The organism is Achromobacter agilis (genome assembly GCF_900496965.1).
In the GTDB taxonomy this organism is placed as follows: domain Bacteria; phylum Pseudomonadota; class Gammaproteobacteria; order Burkholderiales; family Burkholderiaceae_B; genus Achromobacter; species Achromobacter agilis.
The window spans coordinates 26,674-45,957 of the sequence record NZ_UFQB01000019.1 but is presented as its reverse complement, the minus strand read 5'-3'; the positions used below and the strand labels follow the sequence as shown (position 1 = coordinate 45,957).

General features: G+C 68.3%; 19 protein-coding genes. 13 read left to right on the top strand and 6 right to left on the bottom strand.

What is annotated here, in order from left to right; all coding sequences use genetic code 11:
• Positions 1-98 precede the first annotated feature (98 nt).
• The 7 genes from AGI3411_RS20545 to AGI3411_RS20515 all read left to right on the top strand — a co-directional run bounded on the left by AGI3411_RS20545 (position 99) and on the right by AGI3411_RS20515 (position 5,905).
• Positions 99-1,154, top strand: coding sequence for a beta-keto acid cleavage family enzyme (locus AGI3411_RS20545; protein ID WP_129529186.1), 1,056 nt, complete (start codon positions 99-101; stop codon positions 1,152-1,154).
• A gap of 118 nt (positions 1,155-1,272) precedes the next feature.
• A complete protein-coding gene (locus tag AGI3411_RS20540) occupies positions 1,273-2,262 on the top strand; it encodes a Bug family tripartite tricarboxylate transporter substrate binding protein (RefSeq protein ID WP_129529185.1) in 990 nt (329 codons plus the stop codon).
• 12 nt (positions 2,263-2,274) lie between these two features.
• A complete protein-coding gene (locus AGI3411_RS20535; protein ID WP_129529184.1) occupies positions 2,275-2,733 on the top strand; it encodes a hypothetical protein in 459 nt (152 codons plus the stop codon).
• Positions 2,730-3,095 carry a hypothetical protein gene (locus tag AGI3411_RS20530; RefSeq protein ID WP_129529183.1) on the top strand — a complete coding sequence of 122 codons (366 nt, stop codon included), beginning with the start codon at positions 2,730-2,732 and terminating at the stop codon, positions 3,093-3,095. The genes AGI3411_RS20535 and AGI3411_RS20530 overlap by 4 nt, the downstream gene beginning before the upstream one ends.
• Positions 3,096-3,202: 107 nt before the next feature.
• Positions 3,203-4,090: a LysR family transcriptional regulator gene (locus AGI3411_RS20525; protein WP_129529260.1), complete on the top strand. Its 888-nt coding sequence runs from the start codon at positions 3,203-3,205 to the stop codon at positions 4,088-4,090.
• Between the two features lie 145 nt (positions 4,091-4,235).
• Complete coding sequence (locus AGI3411_RS20520; RefSeq protein ID WP_129529182.1) at positions 4,236-4,874, top strand: glutathione S-transferase family protein; 639 nt, start codon at positions 4,236-4,238, stop codon at positions 4,872-4,874.
• A gap of 32 nt (positions 4,875-4,906) precedes the next feature.
• A complete protein-coding gene (locus AGI3411_RS20515) occupies positions 4,907-5,905 on the top strand; it encodes a pyridoxamine 5'-phosphate oxidase family protein (protein ID WP_129529181.1) in 999 nt (332 codons plus the stop codon).
• Here AGI3411_RS20515 and AGI3411_RS20510 read toward each other — a convergent pair.
• The gene (locus AGI3411_RS20510; protein ID WP_129529180.1) at positions 5,902-6,357 is read right to left on the bottom strand and encodes a winged helix-turn-helix transcriptional regulator; all 456 of its coding nucleotides are present in this window, start codon (positions 6,355-6,357) and stop codon (positions 5,902-5,904) included. The genes AGI3411_RS20515 and AGI3411_RS20510 overlap by 4 nt on opposite strands.
• Before the next feature lie 125 nt (positions 6,358-6,482).
• On the opposite strand from AGI3411_RS20510, the gene AGI3411_RS20505 reads away from it, so the two are divergent.
• Positions 6,483-7,718 (top strand): MFS transporter, encoded by a 1,236-nt coding sequence (locus AGI3411_RS20505; protein WP_129529179.1) that lies wholly within the window; start codon positions 6,483-6,485, stop codon positions 7,716-7,718.
• Here the strand turns inward: AGI3411_RS20505 and AGI3411_RS20500 are convergent.
• Together AGI3411_RS20500 and AGI3411_RS20495 are read right to left on the bottom strand one after the other, a co-directional pair.
• Positions 7,715-9,484, bottom strand: coding sequence for an acyl-CoA dehydrogenase (locus AGI3411_RS20500; RefSeq protein ID WP_129529178.1), 1,770 nt, complete (start codon positions 9,482-9,484; stop codon positions 7,715-7,717). The genes AGI3411_RS20505 and AGI3411_RS20500 overlap by 4 nt on opposite strands.
• 43 nt (positions 9,485-9,527) lie before the next feature.
• Positions 9,528-11,183 (bottom strand): acyl-CoA synthetase, encoded by a 1,656-nt coding sequence (locus AGI3411_RS20495; protein WP_129529177.1) that lies wholly within the window; start codon positions 11,181-11,183, stop codon positions 9,528-9,530.
• 173 nt (positions 11,184-11,356) lie between these two features.
• On the opposite strand from AGI3411_RS20495, the gene AGI3411_RS20490 reads away from it, so the two are divergent.
• Positions 11,357-12,067 carry a Crp/Fnr family transcriptional regulator gene (locus AGI3411_RS20490; protein ID WP_129529176.1) on the top strand — a complete coding sequence of 237 codons (711 nt, stop codon included), beginning with the start codon at positions 11,357-11,359 and terminating at the stop codon, positions 12,065-12,067.
• Between the two features lie 10 nt (positions 12,068-12,077).
• On the opposite strand, the gene AGI3411_RS20485 is transcribed toward AGI3411_RS20490, so the two are convergent.
• Together AGI3411_RS20485 and AGI3411_RS20480 are read right to left on the bottom strand one after the other, a co-directional pair.
• Complete coding sequence (locus AGI3411_RS20485) at positions 12,078-12,782, bottom strand: aspartate/glutamate racemase family protein (RefSeq protein ID WP_129529175.1); 705 nt, start codon at positions 12,780-12,782, stop codon at positions 12,078-12,080.
• Positions 12,779-13,237: a MarR family winged helix-turn-helix transcriptional regulator gene (locus AGI3411_RS20480; RefSeq protein ID WP_129529174.1), complete on the bottom strand. Its 459-nt coding sequence runs from the start codon at positions 13,235-13,237 to the stop codon at positions 12,779-12,781. The genes AGI3411_RS20485 and AGI3411_RS20480 overlap by 4 nt, the downstream gene beginning before the upstream one ends.
• Before the next feature lie 229 nt (positions 13,238-13,466).
• Between AGI3411_RS20480 and AGI3411_RS20475 the strand changes: the two genes are divergently transcribed.
• Together AGI3411_RS20475 and AGI3411_RS20470 are read left to right on the top strand one after the other, a co-directional pair.
• Entirely contained in the window at positions 13,467-15,752 is a 2,286-nt protein-coding gene (locus AGI3411_RS20475) for a nitric-oxide reductase large subunit (RefSeq protein WP_129529173.1), read from the top strand.
• 111 nt (positions 15,753-15,863) lie between these two features.
• Entirely contained in the window at positions 15,864-16,658 is a 795-nt protein-coding gene (locus AGI3411_RS20470) for a formylglycine-generating enzyme family protein (RefSeq protein ID WP_129529172.1), read from the top strand.
• Between the two features lie 7 nt (positions 16,659-16,665).
• Here the strand turns inward: AGI3411_RS20470 and AGI3411_RS20465 are convergent, their stop codons facing one another.
• On the bottom strand, positions 16,666-17,487 hold the full coding sequence (locus AGI3411_RS20465) for a Crp/Fnr family transcriptional regulator (protein ID WP_129529171.1): 822 nt from the start codon (positions 17,485-17,487) through the stop codon (positions 16,666-16,668).
• Between the two features lie 187 nt (positions 17,488-17,674).
• On the opposite strand from AGI3411_RS20465, the gene nirK reads away from it, so the two are divergent.
• Both nirK and AGI3411_RS20455 read left to right on the top strand, forming a co-directional pair.
• On the top strand, positions 17,675-18,757 hold the full coding sequence (gene nirK, locus AGI3411_RS20460) for a copper-containing nitrite reductase (RefSeq protein WP_129529170.1): 1,083 nt from the start codon (positions 17,675-17,677) through the stop codon (positions 18,755-18,757).
• A gap of 73 nt (positions 18,758-18,830) precedes the next feature.
• Entirely contained in the window at positions 18,831-19,157 is a 327-nt protein-coding gene (locus tag AGI3411_RS20455; protein ID WP_129529169.1) for a c-type cytochrome, read from the top strand.
• The last annotated feature ends 127 nt before the right edge of the window (positions 19,158-19,284 follow it).

Sequence of the window (19,284 nt, the reverse complement as noted above, 5' to 3'; positions counted from 1 at the left end):
CCGGTATCGCCGCGCGCGTCCGATGCCGCATTCCATCCGTTTTCCAAGCAGTCCGGCATACGCCTTCCTTTTCCATTTCCAGTCGGAGCACCTTCGCCATGAACTTTCTTGACGGCCACCTGTATCCCGAGAACCAGCAGCCCCTGATCATCACGGCCGCGCCCTACGCGCCGGGCTGGATTCCTTCGGACTTTCCGGAAGACATTCCGATCACGATGCAAGAGCAGATCCAGAAGGCGGTGGACTGCTACGAAGCCGGCGCCACCGTGCTGCATCTGCACGTGCGGGAAGCGGACGGCAAGGGCAGCAAGCGCCTGTCCATGTTCAATGAACTGATCGCGGGGGTGCGCGAAGCCGTGCCCGAAATGATCATCCAGGTAGGCGGCTCCATCAGCTTTGCGCCGGAAGAGGGCCAGGCGGCCAAATGGCTGAGCGACGACACGCGGCATATGCTGGCGGAACTCGACCCGAAGCCCGATCAGGTCACAGTGACGGTCAACGCCACGCAGATGAACGTGACCGAGCATGCCGGCATCGACGACTTCAATGGCGTGTCTCGTGGATTCCCGCAGCTCTATTCCACCTACAAGGACATGATCGTGCCCGCCAATCCCAGCTGGGCCGAGGAGCACATCCGGCGTTTGACGGCCGCGGGGATCCAGAGCGAGTTCCAGGTCTACAACATCAACAGCTTCGAAACGATCGAGCGGATGATCCGCCGCGGCATCTACAAAGGCCCCTTAGTGATGAACTGGGTGGCCATCAGCGGCGGCATGGACCAGGCCAACATCTACAACCTGGCCAACATGCTGCGCGCCGTGCCCGACGGCGCGGTGGTCACGGTGGAAAGCTCCGTGCTCAACGTGCTGCCCATCAACATGATCGGCATCGCCCTGGGCCTGCACGTGCGTTGCGGCATCGAAGACGTGCTCTGGAACCAGACCCGCACGGGCAAGATGAGTTCCGTCGAGCAGATCAGGCAATTGGTGCGTATCTCCGGCGAGTTCGGCCGTCCTATCGCAACCGCGCAGCAGGCGCGGGACATCATGAAGGTCGGCGTTTTCTACGAGACGGCGGAAGAGACGCTGCAGGCCAACGGCTTCGCGCCCAACCGCAACGGCGGCAACCAGGGCTTCCTGCGCAAGCCGGCCTGACGCCGCCGAAGCAGGCTGTTCGACCTTCCGGGCCCGGCCCGCGCATCGCGCGGCCGGCAAGGCCGGCCGCTGCGTGCATCGCCGCGGTAGCCGGCAATCCGAATCATGGGATGGATGGATGATGGCATCATTGACCCGCAGGCAACTCTTACTCGGCGCGGCGGCAACGCTGGCCGCCCGCCTGGCCGGCGCCCAGGGCGCCAAAGACTGGCCGGCGCGGCCCGTCAAAGTGATCGTCCCCGGCGGCGCGGGCGGCGTGCTGGATACGCTGGCGCGGCAACTCTACGCCCGGCTCCAGGAAACGCTGGGCCAGCCCTTCGTCATCGAGAACCGCCCGGGCGCGAACGGACTGATCGGTTCGGCCGCGGTCAAGAACGCTGCGCCGGACGGCTACACAATCTTGCACAGCACGGCGTCGTCCATGGTGATGGCCGAGGCCTTGAATCCCGCCATTCCAATCAAGGCCTTGCGGGACCTGGAGCCCGTGGCGCTGTCTTCCGTGGGCGGCGTGCTGCTCGTGGCGCATCCTTCGGTGCCGGCCAGGACGCTTCCCGAACTGGTCGAGCTGCTGCGCGGCGATCCCGACAAATACCCCTCTTATGGAAGCTGGGGGATCGGCTCGAACGGGCACCTGACGATGGAGTGGATCAAGCAGCGGGCGGGCCTGCGCATCAATCACGTGTCTTACAAGACCACGCCCGCCTTGCTGGCGAATATCGTGTCGGGCGAGCTTCCCATCGGTTGGCTCGATGTCGTGTCTCCGCTGGGCTTCGTCGCGCAGGGCAAATTGCGCGTCATCGCCTTGACCGGCACGGTGCGCAGCCCCAGGCTGCCCGAGGTCGAAGTCTTGTCCGAGCAGGGCTATCCCTTCACCGCCGCGGGCTGGCAGGGCATTTTCGCGCCGAAAGGCACGCCTGCTGAGATCGTGGAACGCCTGCATGCCGTCATCAACCATGAGCAGGTGCAGCCCGCGTTCAGGGACGCGCTGCGCCAGGCGAATGTGCCGCCGGCCGAGGCTGTGAGCCGCCAGGCCTTCGTGCAGACGATAAAGGACGACCTGACGGCCTGGAGGAAGGTCGTCGTGGACGGGAACATCCAGCCGGAATGAGGCCGAAAGACCATGAATATCGCTTCTCATGCAGACAAGATCGGGCGCCTGTTGCGGCTGCGCGACCGGCTCGACCCCCTTGGGGATTTCGAGCTCTGGTACTGGACCAGCCTGACGGCGGGGACCAATATCTGGAACGCCTCGCTGCACGCGGCGGGGCTGACCAGCGAGGACCGCGCGTTTGCCACGATTCCGGGCGTGCACGTCGTGCCTCAGGCCGATGGAAGCTGGCGGCGAGAGCTGCGCGGTCCGGGCGATGTGAGCCATGTCGGCTGGCCGGCGATTCCCGGGCGCATGCCGGAGCCGGTGCGGCGCCTCGAGGCCGCGCTGCATGCGCTGGAAGCGCATCGCGATCCCTGTCTGCGCGGCGACCGCGTGCCGACGCAGGCGATCGTCGATGCCTGCGATGCCGCGCTATCCCAGGCGATCGCCGTCTATCGGGCTCTGGTCCGGCCGCAGGCGGGCACATGACCCCGGAAAATCACCGCGCCAAGGCGGAACGGATAGAGCGGTCGCTCGCCCGGCTCACGGATCTGGATTGGGAGATCCGGATCGAGGCGGCGATGCTGGCGGGCACGCACTGGGCCAATTACGTGCTGCACAGGACCGGCATCAGCGAGCGCGCGGAAGACATGGTGCACGCATCCATGTGCATGGTCAGCGTGCTTCGCAAGTACAGGCTTGCCGAGCCGGCGCTGATTGCGCAACTCGAAGAGATCGAGGAGTTGCGTCCCTTGTACGTCCGCGGAGACATGGAAGGGGGCGCCAGCGCAGCGACCAGGGCGCTGGAGCTGCTGCTCGCGATCGGGGCGCGGGCACGCGCGCTTGCCTGAACCGATCGCCGGGGCAGCGGCAGGATTGACGGGCGCCGACCGGCGCTTCTAATATCGTCCCGAAATTGCCGCATTGCAGGCCGCGAACCGTGAACCGCTTCCATGAAATGACCGTATTCCTGGCGGTGGCCGAGGCGCAGAGTTTCGCCGCCGCCGCCCGGCGCCTGGAAATGTCGGCGCCCACCGTCACGCGCAGCGTGGCGGCGCTGGAGCGGCGGCTGGGCGCCTTGCTGCTCGTGCGCACCACGCGCAGCCTGCGCCTGACTGAGGCCGGCCAGCGATATGCCGCCGACTGCCGCCGCATCCTGGAGGAAGTGGAGCAGGCCGATGATGCCGCGGCCGGCGCCATGGCCGCTCCGCGCGGCGCGCTCAGCATCACCGCGCCGGCCCTGTTCGGCGAACTGCACGTCATGCCGGCCGTGCTGGGATATTTGCGCGCGCACCGCGAGGTCTCGGTGCGCACGCTGCTGGTGGACCGTGTGGTGAACCTGCTGGACGAAGGCATCGACGTGGCCGTGCGCATTGGCGCCTTGCCCGATTCGTCCCTGACGGCCGTGCCGGTGGGCCAGGTGCGCCGCGTGGTGTGCGCCGCGCCCGCCTTCCTGCGGGAACATGGCGTGCCGGAAGACCCGGACGCGTTGCAGCGCTACTGCACGATCACCGCGGCGCTGGAGGGGCGGGGCCCGCATTGGCGTTTCCTGCAGGACGGCGAGGCCAGGCGAGTGCGGGTGGACTCGCAGCTGACGGTCACCTCGTTCCAGGCCGCCGTGCTGGCGGCCCGCGAGGGCTGGGGCCTGACGCAGGTCGTGTCCTACCAAGTGGCGCCGCACCTCGCCAGCGGCGCCTTGCAGGTGGTGCTGCGCGACTTCGAATTGCCGCCGCTGCCGGTGCACGTGGTGTATCCAGAAGGCCGCAAGAGTTCGGCCAAGGTGCGCAGCTTCGTCGACTTCTGCGTCGAGGCCCTGCGCCGCGATCTGGCCGCGCTGCCGGCCTAGGGCGGGCGCACGCCGGAGCCGGCCTCGCGCGGGCGCCGGCCGGCTTTCTTTCATTGGGCGCAAGAGTGTCTTGCCGCGGCTGGCCGTTCTCCCGCGGCCGGCGCCGGTCCAAGATGGGGCCTGTCTCCAACCCGGAAGAAACCCCATGCAAACCGCCCAGCCTGTCTCCCTGACGTTCTACAGCTTTCCGCTGTCCGGCCATGCCCATCGCGTGGCGCTCATGCTGTCCCTGCTGGCGGTGCCGCACAGGAAGGTGGACGTGGACCTGCGCGCAGGCGAGCACAAGCGTCCCGCCTTCCTGGCGCTGAATCCGTTCGGGCAGGTGCCGGTCATCGATGACGGTGGCGTCGTGGTTACCGATTCCACGGCGATCCTGGTGTACCTGGCCAGGCGCTACGGCGGCCGGGCGTGGCTGCCGGAAGATCCCGCGGACGCGGCCGCGGTGCAGCGCTGGCTGTCGGTCGCTTCCGGTCCGCTCGCGAGCGGGCCCGCCGCGGCGCGCCTGGTCACGCTGTTCGGCGCGCCCTACGAGGTGGAGAGCACGCTGGCCCGCGCACACGCCTTGCTGGCGGTCATGGAGGGCGAGCTGGCCGGCCGCGCTTTCCTGGCGGGCGCCGCGCCTTCCATCGCGGACGTCGCCTGTTATGCCTACGTGGCGCACGCGCCGGAGGGCAACGTGTCGCTGGAGACGTATCCGCGGGTCCGGGCGTGGCTCGGCCGCATCGAGGGCCTGCCGCGCTTCGTGCCGATGGCGTCTTCGCCCGTGGGCCTGCTGGCCGCCTGACGCCGGCCCCTTTGGCCGCAAGGAGCGCGATCATGCCGACAACCGAAACGATCCTCGACACACCGTCGCCCTGGCACGCCGGCGAAACCCTGCTGCAGCGCCACGCGGGCGTGGCGGAACGCATGGAAATGGCCGGGCGCAAGGTCATCCGCGATTACATGCCCGACCAGCACCGCGAATTCTTCGCGCAGTTGCCGTTTCTGGTGGCGGGCGCGGTGGATGCGCAGGGCGACCCCTGGGCCGGCGTGCTGGAAGGGTATCCCGGTTTCGCGGCGTCGCCCGATCCGCGCGTGCTGCGCGTGGCCGCGGTGCCCGACGCTGACGATCCCCTGCTGGCCGGCCTGGGGCCGGACCGGCCGGTGGGCGTGCTGGGTATCGAGCTGCACACGCGCCGCCGCAATCGCGCGAACGGCCGCATTGCGGCCTGGGACGGCAAGCGCTTCGACGTGGCCGTGGCGCAGTCCTTCGGCAACTGCCCCCGATACATCCAGACCCGGGATTTTCATTTTTCCCGTTCGCCCGCCTTGCGCTTCGCCGGCGCCCCGCGGGAGCGCGACGGGCTGGACGCCCCGGCCCGCGCGCTGATTGCGCGGGCCGACACCCTGTTCGTGGCGAGCTACGCGGACGCGGGCGAACGCGCTGTCGACGTGTCGCACCGCGGCGGCAAGCCCGGCTTCGTCCGCGTGGACGGCAATGTGCTGACCATTCCCGATTTCTCGGGCAACCGCTACTTCAACACGCTGGGCAATCTGGTGCTGAACCCTCGCGCCGGGCTGCTCTTCATCGACTTCGAGCGCGGCGACGTGCTGCAGCTTTCGGGACGCGCGGAGGTGATCCTGGACAGCCCGGAGATCGCGCAGTTCGAGGGTGCCGAGAGGCTGTGGCGGGTGCATGCGCGCCGCGTGGCATTCCGGCCGGGCGCGCTGGCCTTGCGCTGGCGCTTCGACGCGTATTCGCCGGCGTCGCTGGCGACGGGGCAATGGCCGGCCGCGGATCTGCGCGAGCCGCCCGAGGGTACGGACGGGGCTTAGCCCGCCGCCGCCGTCTTCTGCACGACCGCGTCCTCCGGGCCGATCAGGCGGCCATCCTGCGCGCGGACCTCCAGGCGGCGCACCGGCTGGCCGCGCTTGCGGTCGATCAACGTGGAATGGGCCTCGGCCGGCGCGTAGTAGTGGTCTTCGCCCCATTGGCGCAGGCCGACGATAACCGGGAAGAGGGCGCGGCCCTTGTCCGTCAGCACGTATTCCTGGTAGGCGCTGCCGTCCGAGGCGGGGGCCACGGCCAGGATGCCGTGCGCGGCCAGCGTGCGCAGGCGGTCGCTGAGAATGTTCTTGGCCACGCCCAGGCTCTTCTGGAATTCCCCGAAACGCCGCAGTCCGTCGAAGGCATCGCGCACGATCAGCAGCGACCACCAGTCGCCGATCGCGTCCAGCGAGCGCGCCACAGGGCAGGCGGCGCCTTCAAGGCTTGTGCGTTTAACCATGTCGGGTCCTTGCGGTAGGGAGGTCGATGACGGACGGCAACGGCTGAATGTGCATTTTTCGGTTGCATTATAAAACCGTAAAACCTAGTATTCTGGTTTTGTAATGAAACCACCAGGAGCCCATCGTGCCCGCCTCATCCGACCCATCCGTCCCCGAACCCGCCGCCGGCACACCCCGTTCGCTGGTATTGCTGCTGGCGGTGGCCTGCGCCCTGAGCGTGGCCAACGTGTATTACGCGCAACCCCTGCTCGATGCGATCGGCCGGGAGTTCGGCCTGGCCGAAGGAGCGGTAGGCATCGTCGTGACCGCCACGCAACTGGGCTGTGCGTTGGCGTTGCTGTTCGTGGTGCCGCTGGGCGACCTGCTCGACCGCCGCCGCCTGATGATCGGGCAGCTCGCGTTCCTGGTGCTGGCGCTCGCCGCTGTGGCGCTGGCCGCAAATACGCCGTGGCTGCTGATCGGCATGGTTGCGCTGGGCCTGCTGGGGACGGCCATGACACAGGGCCTGCTGGCGCTGTCGGCCGCCCTGGCCGCGCCGGGCGAACGCGGCCGCGTCGTCGGCGCGGCGCAGGGCGGCGTGGTGATCGGCCTGCTGCTGGCGCGCGTCCTGGCCGGCGTGGTGGCGGATGCGTGGGGCTGGCGCGCGGTGTACGTGGTGTCGGCGGCGCTGGCCGCCGTGCTTGCGGTGGTACTGGCCCGCCGCCTGCCGCAGCGCCGTCTGCCCACGGTGGACCTGGGCTATTGGGCGCTCCTGCGTTCGCTCTACGCCTTGATCGCGAACGAGCGTGTCCTGCGCGTGCGCGGCACGATTGCCTTGCTGATGTTCGCCGCGTTCAGTGCGTTCTGGACGGCGCTGGTGCTGCCTTTGAGCGCGCCGCCGCATTCCCTGACGCATACGGCGGTGGGCGCGTTCGGACTGGTGGGCGTGGTAGGGGTGGTGATGGCCGCGCGCGCCGGGCGGCTGGCCGATAGCGGGCATGGCGAACGCACGACCGCGGCGGGCCTGGCGCTGCTATGCCTGTCCTGGGTGCCGATCGCCTTCCTGGAGCAGAGCCTGTGGATGCTGGCGCTGGGCGTGCTGGCGCTGGACGTCGCCTTGCAGGCCCTGCACGTCACCAACCAGGCGATGATCTTCTCCATCAGCGCGCAGGCGCATAGCCGCCTGGTGGGCGGCTACATGATGTTCTATGCCGCGGGCAGCGGCCTGGGTTCGATCGCCGCGACGGCGGTGTATGCGCAGGCCGGCTGGCTGGGCGTCTGCGCGCTTGGCGCGGGCATCAGCCTGGCGGCGCTGCTGTTCTGGGCGGCGACGCTGCCGCGCGGCGCGATGGCCCGCGCGGCATCCCAGGGAGAGGGCTAGGGCTGGACGGCGTAGTCCTTGGCGCCCAGCACCACGGCCGCCAGGCCGGGCGCCTGGCTCAGCTTGTGCAGCGCGTAGCACTGCGCCGTGGCGATTTTGGCGTCATGGAATGCGGGGTCGTCGCCGCGGTGCGCCACGCTGGACAACAGCGCGCGGGCCATTTGCCATCCCGCCAGCGTCGTGCCCGCCAGCAGCAGATAGGGCACGGCGGCGCCGAAGACGGCGTTGGGGTGGCTGGCGGCGTTGGCCAGGATGAAGTCGACGGCGTCGGACAACGCCGAGCCGGCGCGGCGCAGGGGCGCCAGCATGAGGCTGGCGGCGGGATGGGCGCTGGCTTCCAGCGCTTCCTCGGTCTGGCGGACTTCCGCCAGCAGGGCGCGGGCGACCGCGCCGCCATCGCGCAGGGTCTTGCGGCCGACGAGGTCGTTGGCCTGGATGGCGGTGGTGCCCTCGTAGATGGTGAGGATGCGGGCATCGCGGTAGTACTGCGCGGCGCCGGTCTCTTCGATGAAGCCCATGCCGCCGTGCACCTGTACGCCCAGGCTGGCGACGTCGATCGACATCTCGGTGCACCAGCCCTTGACGATGGGCACCAGGAATTCCTGGACGGCCAGGTGGCGCTTGCGCGCTTCGCCGTCGGGGCTGGCGTGGGCCAGGTCGGCATGGCCGGCGGTGACGTAGGCCAGCGCGCGGCCCGCCTCGGTCAGCGCACGCATGGTGCCCAGCATGCGGCGCACATCGGGGTGCTGGATGATCGGCACGGCGTCGCGCGACGAGCCGTCCACGGGGCGGCTCTGCACGCGCTCGGCGGCGTAGGCCAGCGCATGCTGGTAGGCGCGGTCGGCGATGGCGATGCCCTGCACGCCCACGGCGTAGCGGGCGGCGTTCATCATGATGAACATGGCGTCCAGGCCGCGGTTCTCCTGGCCGACCAGATACCCCAGCGCGCCGCCGGCGTCGCCGAACTGCAGGGTGGCGGTGGGGCTGGCCTTGATGCCCAGCTTGTGCTCGATCGACACGCACTGGACGTCGTTGCGCGCGCCCAGCGTGCCGTCCTCGTTGACCAGGAACTTGGGCACCAGGAAAAGGGAAATGCCCTTGACGCCTTCGGGCGCGTCGGGCAGGCGGGCCAGCACCAGATGCACGATATTCTCGGCCAGGTCGTGTTCGCCGTAGGTGATGAAAATCTTGGTGCCGGAGATGCGGTAGGTGCCGTCGCCGACCGGCTGCGCGCGGGAGCGGATCATGGCCAGATCGGAGCCGGCTTGCGGCTCGGTCAGGTTCATGGTGCCGGTCCACTGGCCGGTGATCATGGGGCCGATGTAGCGCTTGCGCAGCTCGGGCGAGCCCGCGGTCATCAGCGCTTCGATCGCGCCGTTGGTCAGCAGCGGGCACAGCGCGAACGACAGGTTCGCGGCGTTCAGCATTTCAGAGCAGGGCGAGCCGATCAGGCCGGGCAGGCCCTGGCCGCCGTATTCGACGGGATGCGTCATGCCTTGCCAGCCGGCTTCGGCGTACTGGCGGAAGGCTTGCTTGAAGCCGGGTGCGGTGGCCACCGCGCCGTCGTGCCAGGCGCTGGGCTCGAGGTCGGCGGGATGGTTCAGCGGCGCCAGCACGTCGCCGGCGAAGCGCGCGGATTCCTCCAGCACCGCCTGGGCGGTGTCGGGCGTGGCTTCCTCGAAGCCGGGCAGGGCGGCCACTTCCGGCAGGCCGGCAAGATGGTTCAACACGAACAGCATGTCTTTCACGGGGGCTTGGTACGTCATTGCGTCGGAGCTCCTGGATGGGGTTGGGGCGCGGGCCGGGGAATCAAGCGGTCTTGCCGGGGTCGGCCACATCGATGGCCTTGGTTGCGCCCACGGCGGCGCGCAGTTCGAATTTCTGGATCTTGCCGGTGGAGGTCTTGGGCAGCTCGCCGAAGCGCACCGCCCGGGGCACCTTGAGGCCGGGCAGCAGGAGCTTGCAGTGCGCGATGATCTCTTCGGCGGTGGCGGTGCAGCCCGGTTTCAGTTCGACGAAGGCGCAGGGCGTTTCGCCCCACTTGGGATCGGGCATGGCCACGACGGCCGCCGCCGCGACGGCGGGGTGGCGGTAGAGTGCGTCTTCCACTTCGATGCTGGAGATGTTCTCGCCGCCGGAGATGATGATGTCCTTGCTGCGGTCTTTGATGCGGACGTAGCCGTCGGCCGTCATCACGCCGAGATCGCCGGTGTGGAACCAGCCGCCCGCGAACGCGGCTTCGGTGGCGCGTTCGTTCTTCAGGTAGCCCTTCATGCAGATGTTGCCGCGGAACATGACCTCGCCCACGGTTTGTTCGTCGGGCGGCACCGGCTCCATCGTGTCCGGATCGCGCACCGACACGCCGGCCTGCAGGTGGTAGCGCACGCCCTGGCGCGCGGTGAGCAGCGCGCGCTGCTCGTCTTCCAGCGCGTCCCAGGCATCCTGGCGCGCGCAGACGGCCGCCGGGCCGTAGACTTCGGTCAGGCCGTAGACGTGGGTCAGTTCGAAGCCGATGTCGCGCATCTTGGCGATGACCGCCGGCGCGGGCGCGGCGCCGGCCACCATGGTGCGCACGGTGTGCCGGATGCCGTCCCGCAGCTCGGCCGGCGCGTTGGCCAGCGCGCTTTGCACGATGGGCGCGCCGCAATAGTGGGTGACGCCTTCGTCCCGGATCAGGTCGAAGACCGTCTTGGGGTCGAACTTGCGCAGGCACACGTTTACGCCCGCGCGCGCAGCGATGGTCCAGGCGAAGCACCAGCCGTTGCAGTGGAACAGCGGCAGGGTCCACAGGTAGACCGGGTGCTTGGGCATGTCCCATTCGAGGATGTTGCTGATCGCGTTCAGGTACGCGCCGCGATAGTGATAGACCACGCCCTTGGGGTCGCCGGTGGTGCCGGACGTGTAGTTCAGCGCGATGGCGTCCCATTCGTCCTCGGGCGGCTGCCAGTTGTAGCGGGCGGGGGCCGCCGCCAGGAAGGCTTCGTAGTCGACGGCGCCGGGCAGCGAGGCGGGCGCCGTTTCCAGGTCGTGCACCGAGATGATTTTCAGGTGGGGGAATTCGGCGCGGGCGCGCTGGGCGACTTCGCCGTATTCCGTGTCCACGATCAGCGCGCGCGCCTCGCCGTGGCCCAGCATGAACAGCACGCCCGGGGTATCGAGCCGCGTGTTCAGGGTATTGAGCACCGCGCCCAGCATCGGCACGCCGAAGTGGGCTTCGACCATCGCGGGGATGTTGGGCAGCATCACGGCAACGGTATCGCCGCGCCGGATGCCCGCCTGCGCCAGCGCGCCGGCCAGCCGTTGCGCGCGTTCGTAGGTCTGGGCCCAGTTGCGGCGCACCTTGCCGTGGACGACGGCCAGCCGCTGGCCGTAGACTTCGGCGGCGCGGGCGATGAAGTCCACGGGCGTCAGGGCTGTGTAATTGGCGTCGCGGCGCGCGAGGCCTTGGTCGAACATGCCGCTCATTGCTGTCTCCTGCGGGGCGCGTTCGCGCTCCTGTTTCTTTATGCGGGAATGGCGGTTCCTGCGCCAGCCCCGTCTCTTGCCCTAGCGTATCGCCAGCCTGAAAATACAGTCTGTCGCCTGCATGACAGACTGCCGGCAGGCCCACCACCCCCCTGTTTTACACGGTTCTTTCCATGTCCGACGTTTCAAACATCGTTTCCGCCGGCGAACTGGCGGACTTGTTCCGCGCCCGCGCCTGGTTTGGCGCGCTGGAGGCCTCGCATCAGGATCTGGTGCTGGCCACATCGCGCGCCGAACGCGTGGACAGCGGGGCGTGGATCGCGCGGCGCAATGCGCCCTCGGACTACTGGCTGGGCGTGCACACGGGGCTGCTGAAACTGGCCATCTACAACGAGTCGGGCCGCAGCTGTACGTTCTCGGGCGTGCCGCCGGGCGGGTGGTTCGGCGAGGGCAGCGTCATCAAGCGTGAATTGCGCAAGTACGACGTGGTGGCCATCCAGCCGTCGGTGGTGATGCTGGTGCCGTCCGCCACCTTTCATGCGCTGCTGTCGGCCAGCCTGCCGTTTTCGCATTTCGTCATCGGCCAGCTGAACGACCGCATGGGCGAGTTCATCGCGTCCATCCAGAATCACCGCCTGCTGGACGCGAACGCGCGGGTGGCGCAATCGCTGGCCCAGCTTTTCAACCCGCGGCTGTATCCGTCCACCGACCTGACGCTGGCGATTTCGCAGGAAGAGCTGGGCTACCTGACCGGCCTGTCGCGGCAGCGGGTCAACCAGGCGCTGCAGGCCCTGGCCGACCTGGGCATCCTGGCGCTGGCCTACAACCAGATCAAGGTGCTGGACCTGGACCGCCTGCGGCAATACGGGCTGGACCAGATCTGACCGCGCGGGATCAGCCGGCGCGCAGGGCGCGGGCCAGCGCCGCCCGCGCCAGGATGCGGGTGGAATCCAGGGTGGGCAGCGCACAATTGCCGTCGCCCAGCACCAGCGGCAGTTCGGTGCAGCCCAGCACCACGGCGTCGCAGCCGGCATCGCGCAGGCGCTCGATAATGCCCTGCAGCCGCGCCACCGAGTCTGGCTTGAAAACCCCATAGACCAATTCGTCCATGATGATGCGGCCCAACGCCGCCCGGTCGTCTTCCGGCGGCCGCAGCCAGTGCAGCCCGCGTTCTTCCAGCTTATCGGGATAGACACGGCTTTCCACCAGCCAGCGCGTGCCCAGGAGGCCGATGCGGCGGTAGCTTCGCGCCGCGGCCTGCGCCGCGACTTCCCCCGCGATGTGCAGCCACGGCAGCGGCGAGCGCGGCAGCACGTGGCCGAGCGCCTGGTGGATAGTGTTGTCTGGGCAGATCAGGAAGTCCGCGCCGGCGCGCGCCAGCTTGTCGGCGGAGGACAGCATCAGCGCGCCGATGCCCGGCAGGTCGCCGCGGTCCAGGCAGGCCACGTAGTCCGCCAGCGAGTGCGTGTGCAGTGAAATCTCCGGGTGGGCGTGCGGCCCCAGGCGCTGCGCGCCTTCCGCGCACAGGGTGCGGTAGCAGAGCGCGGCGCCTTCTGCCGAGCAGGCGACGATGCCGACGTGCAACGGGGTGCCGTTCATTCCGCGGGTTCCTTGTTCAGCGCGCGCACGTGGCGGGCAATGAGGCGGAAGCCGTCCGCCATAGCGGCCTGCTGCGCGGGAGGCAGCTGCGACAGGAACAGCTCGTCCACGGCGGGCCCGTAGACCTTCCACATTTCCCGCCGCAGCGCGCGCCCCTTGGGCGTGAGCCGGGCGTAAGTGGCGCGCCGGTCTTCATCGGAGCGGTAGCGTTCGACCAGCTCCTCGGCTTCGAGACGGTCCATCAGGCGGGTCAGGTTGTAGCGCGCGATCACCATGCGCTCGGCGATCTCGAACATGCGCGCGGCGCCTTCGGGCGCCCGTTCCAGTGCCCAGAGCGCGTCGTACCACGCCAGCGGCGGCAGGCCCGCCGCGGACAGGCGCTTTTCGATTTCCTCGGCCACAAGCGCGTGGGCGGTGAGGAAGAGGCTCCACGCATCCGGCTTGCCCGTTGCCATGCGATCGGCTCCTTGAAAGAGGGGAAATGTGGCGGGATTGTAAGAGGGAGGCGCCCCTATGGTGTGGTCAAAAAAACCCTGCGATAGTGATTTATACCCTGCCGTGGTGCGGTCAAAAAAACCCTGGTGCGAATAGTCCATTGATTTGACGGGGATTTTTTCTGGCACGGAATTCGCATAAGGGAACGTACCCCACTAACCGCAAGCAACACTGGAGGGCGTTCCCATCATGGGTCCGTATCGGAAGTTATGGTTCACGCTGATCGCCGTGCTGGCGATCACATTCGCATTGCTGGGCTTCTACGGCGGTGAAGTCTACCGCCAGGCTCCGCCGATTCCCGGCCAGGTCGTCACGGCCGACGGCGCCCGCCTGTTCGGCCGCGACGACATCCTGGACGGCCAGACCGCCTGGCAATCGGTCGGCGGCATGCAACTGGGATCGGTCTGGGGGCACGGCGCCTACCAGGCGCCGGACTGGACGGCCGACTGGCTGCATCGTGAACTGACGGCATGGCTGGACCTTGCCGCGCGCGACACGCATGGCAAGGACTACGCCCAGCTGGCCGCGCCCGAGCAGGCCGCGCTGCGCGAGGCGCTGAAAGCCGAGTACCGCGCCAACCGCAGCGACGCCGCGACCGACACGCTGACGGTCAGCCCGCGCCGCGCGCGCGCGATGGCGCAGACCGCCGCCTACTATGAGCAGCTGTTTTCCGATGCGCCGGCCCTGCACGGCAGCCGCGAAAGCTTCGCCATGAAGGAAAACACGCTGCCCGACGCCGCGCGCCGCACGCAGCTCACGCACTTCTTCTTCTGGACGGCCTGGGCCGCGGCGACCGAGCGCGAAGGCATGCCGGTCACCTATACCAACAACTGGCCGCACGAACCGCTGATCGGCAACACCCCCAGCGCCGAAAACGTCATGTGGTCCATCATCAGCGTGGTGGTGCTGCTGGCGGGCATCGGGCTGCTCGTATGGGCCTGGGCCTTCTTGCGCGGCAAGGAAGAAGAGGAGCCCGCCGCGCCCGCGAAGGATCCCCTGACTACGTTCGCGCTGACGCCGTCGCAGCGGGCGCTGGGCAAGTACCTGTTCCTGGTCGTTGCGCTGTTCGGGTTCCAGGTGCTGCTGGGCGGCTTCACCGCGCACTACACGGTCGAAGGGCAGAAGTTCTACGGCATCGATGTGTCGCAGTGGTTCCCGTATTCGCTCGTGCGTACCTGGCACATCCAGAGCGCGCTGTTCTGGATCGCTACCGGCTTCCTGGCGGCGGGCCTGTTCCTGGCCCCGCTCATCAACGGCGGGCGCGATCCGAAGTTCCAGAAGGCGGGTGTCGACATTCTGTTCTGGGCGCTGGTGGTCGTAGTGGTCGGCTCCTTCGTCGGCAACTACCTGGCGATCGCGCAGATCATGCCGCCGGACCTGAACTTCTGGCTCGGCCATCAAGGCTATGAATACGTGGATCTGGGCCGTCTGTGGCAGATCGGCAAGTTCGCCGGCATCTGCTTCTGGCTCGTGCTGATGCTGCGCGGCATCGTGCCCGCGCTGCGCACGCCGGGTGGCGACAAGAACCTGCTGGCGCTCCTGACGGCGTCGGTGGGCGCGATCGGGCTGTTCTACGGCGCCGGCTTCTTCTACGGCGAACGCACGCACCTGACGGTGATGGAGTACTGGCGCTGGTGGATCGTCCACCTGTGGGTCGAGGGCTTCTTCGAAGTCTTTGCCACGACCGCGTTGGCCTTTATTTTCTCGACCCTGGGCCTGGTGTCGCGCCGCATGGCCACGACCGCCAGCCTGGCCTCGGCCTCGCTGTTCATGCTGGGCGGCATTCCGGGCACCTTCCACCACTTGTACTTCGCGGGCACGACCACGCCCGTGATGGCGGTGGGCGCGAGCTTCTCGGCGCTGGAAGTGGTGCCGCTGATCGTGCTGGGCCACGAGGCCTGGGAAAACTGGCGCCTGAAGTCGCGCGCCGTGTGGATGAACGATCTGAAATGGCCGCTGATGTGCTTCGTGGCCGTGGCGTTCTGGAACATGCTGGGCGCGGGCGTTTTCGGCTTCATGATCAACCCGCCCATTTCGCTCTACTACATCCAGGGCCTGAACACGACACCGGTGCACGCGCACGCGGCCCTGTTCGGCGTGTACGGCTTCCTGGCGCTGGGCTTCACCCTGCTGGTGCTGCGCTACATCCGTCCTCAGTATGCGCTCAGCCCCGGCCTGATGAAGCTGGCGTTCTGGGGGCTGAACCTGGGCCTGGCGCTGATGATCTTCACCAGCCTGCTGCCCATCGGCCTGATCCAGTTCCACGCCAGCGTCAGCGAGGGCATGTGGTACGCCCGCAGCGAAGCCTTCATGCAGCAGGACATCCTGAAGACCCTGCGCTGGGGCCGCACGTTCGGCGACGTGGTCTTCCTGCTGGGCGCGCTGGCGATGGTGCTGCAGGTCATCCTGGGCCTGCTCAGCGGCAAGCCCGCCACCAGCGAGCCGCGCCTGCAGGCCCGGCCCGCCCGAGGCTGAGGCCCCGGCCCCGTCCTCCTTGCGCCAGCGCAAAGAGGACGGGAGCGGCGGCCGGTTCAATGGAGGCAGGTCCCGGGGCGCTCCGCCCCGGGCGCAACCGGAGTCCGATCCGTGCGCCGCCTTCCGATCGCCGCGTTTCTCTTATTGTTGACCGCATGCGGGCCCGCCGAACGGGCCCCTTCGCCGTTGCCGGAGGTGCTGCGGCTGCCGGCGGGCGAGGTGGCCTACCAGCCGCCGGGCGAGGCGCTGCGCGCCGGCCGGCCCGTGACGCCCGTGCCGCTGATCGCCCGCTATCCGCACGGGCTGTCCATCATGAAACGCCAGGTCAGCCAGGCCGAATACGCTGCCTGCGTCCAGGCGGGCGGTTGCAAGCCGCTGGACGCGGCGCAACGCCAGGCCGCCGCGCCCGACCTGCCCGCCGTGGGCATCAGCTGGACCGACGCGACGGCCTATGCCGTCTGGCTTTCCGCGCGCACCGGCCAGCGCTGGCGCCTGCCCACGTATCCCGAATGGATCTATGCGGCCGGCGAGGCCTACCGCGAGGCGCTTCGGCTGCCTGATAGCGACGATCCCGCCCAGCGTTGGCTGGCGGAATACGATGCCCAGAGCCAGCGCCAGCAGGAAGACACGGATGTGCTGCCGTTCGGCGCCTTTGGCGTCAATGACCGGGGGCTGATGGACATGGCCGGCAGCGTCTGGGACTGGACCAGCGACTGCCATGCGCGGCGCATTCTCGATGCGCCGGACGGAGACGCGGACGCGGGCCGGAATTGCGGCATCCGCGTCGCGGCGGGGCGGCACATCGCCTATCTGCCGGACTTCATCCGCGATCCGAAGAGCGGCGCCTGCTCGGTCGGGACGCCGCCCGCCAACCTGGGTCTGCGGCTGGTGCGGGAAGAAGGCTAGGCCAGCGCTACGCGGCGCTTTGCGCAGGCCCGCGACCGGGCGCGCGAGCGGGGGGCTGCGCGCGGGCAGGCTGGGCCGCCTTGGCCGGCGCGCCGTCGATACAGGACGCGCAGCCCGAACAATCCATGGCCGCCTGGACGTGGCCCGACACGCGGGCCAGCGCGGCGGGCGAGCGCAGCACGATGCGCTTGCGGCTGCTGTCGACGATGCCGCGCTGCCTCCAGTCGCTGAGCAGGCGGCTGACGGTATGCAGCGTGGTGCCGGTCATTTCGGCGATGTCCTGGCGCGTGATCGGAAAGCCGATGCCGATGCCGCCGGCGGTCGGCTGCCCCGAGCTTTCGACCAGGCGCAGGATCGTGCGCGCCACGCGTTGCTCTACCTCGTCCGTCGACAGCTCCTGGATGCGCAGGTGCGCGTCCTGCAGGCGCTGGCCCATGGTCTGCAGCGCCATGGCGCTCAGTTGGGGATGGTTGCCGACGAAGCGCTCCCAGAGCGCGTCCGGCCAGGCCAGGCACACGCTTTCCAGCACGGCCTCTACCGTGGCGGGATAGCGCGATTGGCGCATGGCGCGGGCCAGGCCGAACATGTCGCCCGGGTTGACGTAGCGCACGACGACCTGCTCGCCTTCGGCGGTGAGCTGCGCCACTTTCAGGCGGCCGCTGAGCAGCACGAAGAAGTGGGAGGCCATTGCGCCCTGGCGGTAGGCGATGGCGCCGGCGACCAGCCGGCAGGGTTGCGCGCCGCGCAGCGCGGACTTCAACTGCGCATCGGACAAGGGTTTGAAGAGTTCCAGGTTGCGCAACAGCGCGTGGCAGAGCGGCGACGGCATGGCGGTCCTAAAAGACGGAGGGATCTCCACGGACCCATGGTGACACCGCCGCCATGCGATGACAATGCGTGCGGCGCGCGGGCTTGCTCCGGAGTTTGCGCTACAGCAAAGAGCGGGGACGCCGCGGGTTTTTCAATAGGGCTGCCGGCTTTTCCGGCAATTGAAACACCCCGATAAGGAGCTGGATATGAACGCATTACGGCCCACCTTGCTTGCTGCGGCGCTGGCTTTCACGATGGCGGCAACGGCCGCGTTCGCGCAGGACGCCGACAAGCTGCCGCGCGCCAAGGTCACTCTCGTCGCCCCGCCCATGGTCCACCCGCACGAACAGGCCACGAAGTCGGGGCCGAAGGTGGTCGAATTCGTGATGAACATCGAGGAAAAGAAGCTGGTCATCGACGACAAGGGCACGACGCTGCAGGCCATGACGTTCAATGGTTCCATGCCCGGCCCCACGCTGGTGGTGCACGAAGGCGACTACGTCGAACTGACCCTGGTCAATCCCGCCACCAACGCGATGCCGCACAACGTGGACTTCCATGCGGCCACGGGCGCGCTGGGCGGCGCGAAGCTGACCAACGTCAATCCGGGCGAACAGGCCACGCTGCGCTTCAAGGCGGACCGCAGCGGCACCTTCGTCTACCACTGCGCGCCCGAGGGCATGGTGCCCTGGCACGTCGTGTCGGGCATGAGCGGCACCCTGATGGTGCTGCCGCGCGACGGCCTCAAGGACCCGCAGGGCAAGCCCCTGCGCTATGACCGTGCCTACACGATCGGCGAATTCGATCTCTACATCCCCAAGGACGAAAACGGCAAGTACAAGGATTACCCCACGCTGGCCGAAAGCTATGGCGATACGGTGGAAGTGATGCGCACGCTCACGCCGACGCACATTGTGTTCAACGGCAAGGTCGGCGCGCTGACCGGCGCCAACGCCCTGACGGCCAAGGTCGGCGAAACCGTGCTGCTGATTCATTCGCAGGCCAACCGCGATACGCGGCCGCACCTGATCGGCGGCCATGGCGACTGGGTCTGGGAAACCGGAAAGTTCGCCAATCCGCCGCAGAAGGATCTCGAGACCTGGTTCATCCGCGGGGGTTCCGCGGGCGCCGCGCTCTACACCTTCAAGCAACCGGGCGTATACGCATACCTGAACCACAATCTGATCGAAGCCTTCGAACTGGGCGCGGCCGGACACATCAAGGTCGAGGGCAAGTGGAACGACGATCTGATGAAGCAGATCAAGGCGCCCGGCCCGATCCCGCGCTGACTGGCGGAGCCGGAAGGATGCTTCCCGGCATCCGTCCGGCGCCTGCCGCGATACTTTCCGACGGAGTTCTGCCATGTCCAATTTTCATCGAATCGCACTGGCGGCGGCCCTGGCCGGCCTGCCCGTTCCATGGGCGCAAGCGGAAACGCTGGCCGCTGCCAATCCTGCCGGCGAAAAACTCTACAAGTCCGCCTGCGTCGTGTGCCACGCCAGCGGGGTGGCCAACGCGCCCAAGCTGGGCGACAGGCAAGCCTGGTCGCCATTCATCGCGCAAGGCGCGGATGCGCTGCTCGTCACCGTGCTCAAGGGCAAGGGCGCGATGCCGCCGCGCGGCGGCTCGTCCGCCGACGAGGCGACGCTGCGCGCCGCGGTGGAATTCATGATGAGCGCGGCGAGATAGGAGCGCAGGCCCGCGGCAACGCGCTCTGCCGGGGTTTCCGATTTTTGATTGCACTTGCAATTATCAAAAAACCTCCATACGATTGCAATTGCACATGATGCAATTGCAACTCACAATGCGAAATGCC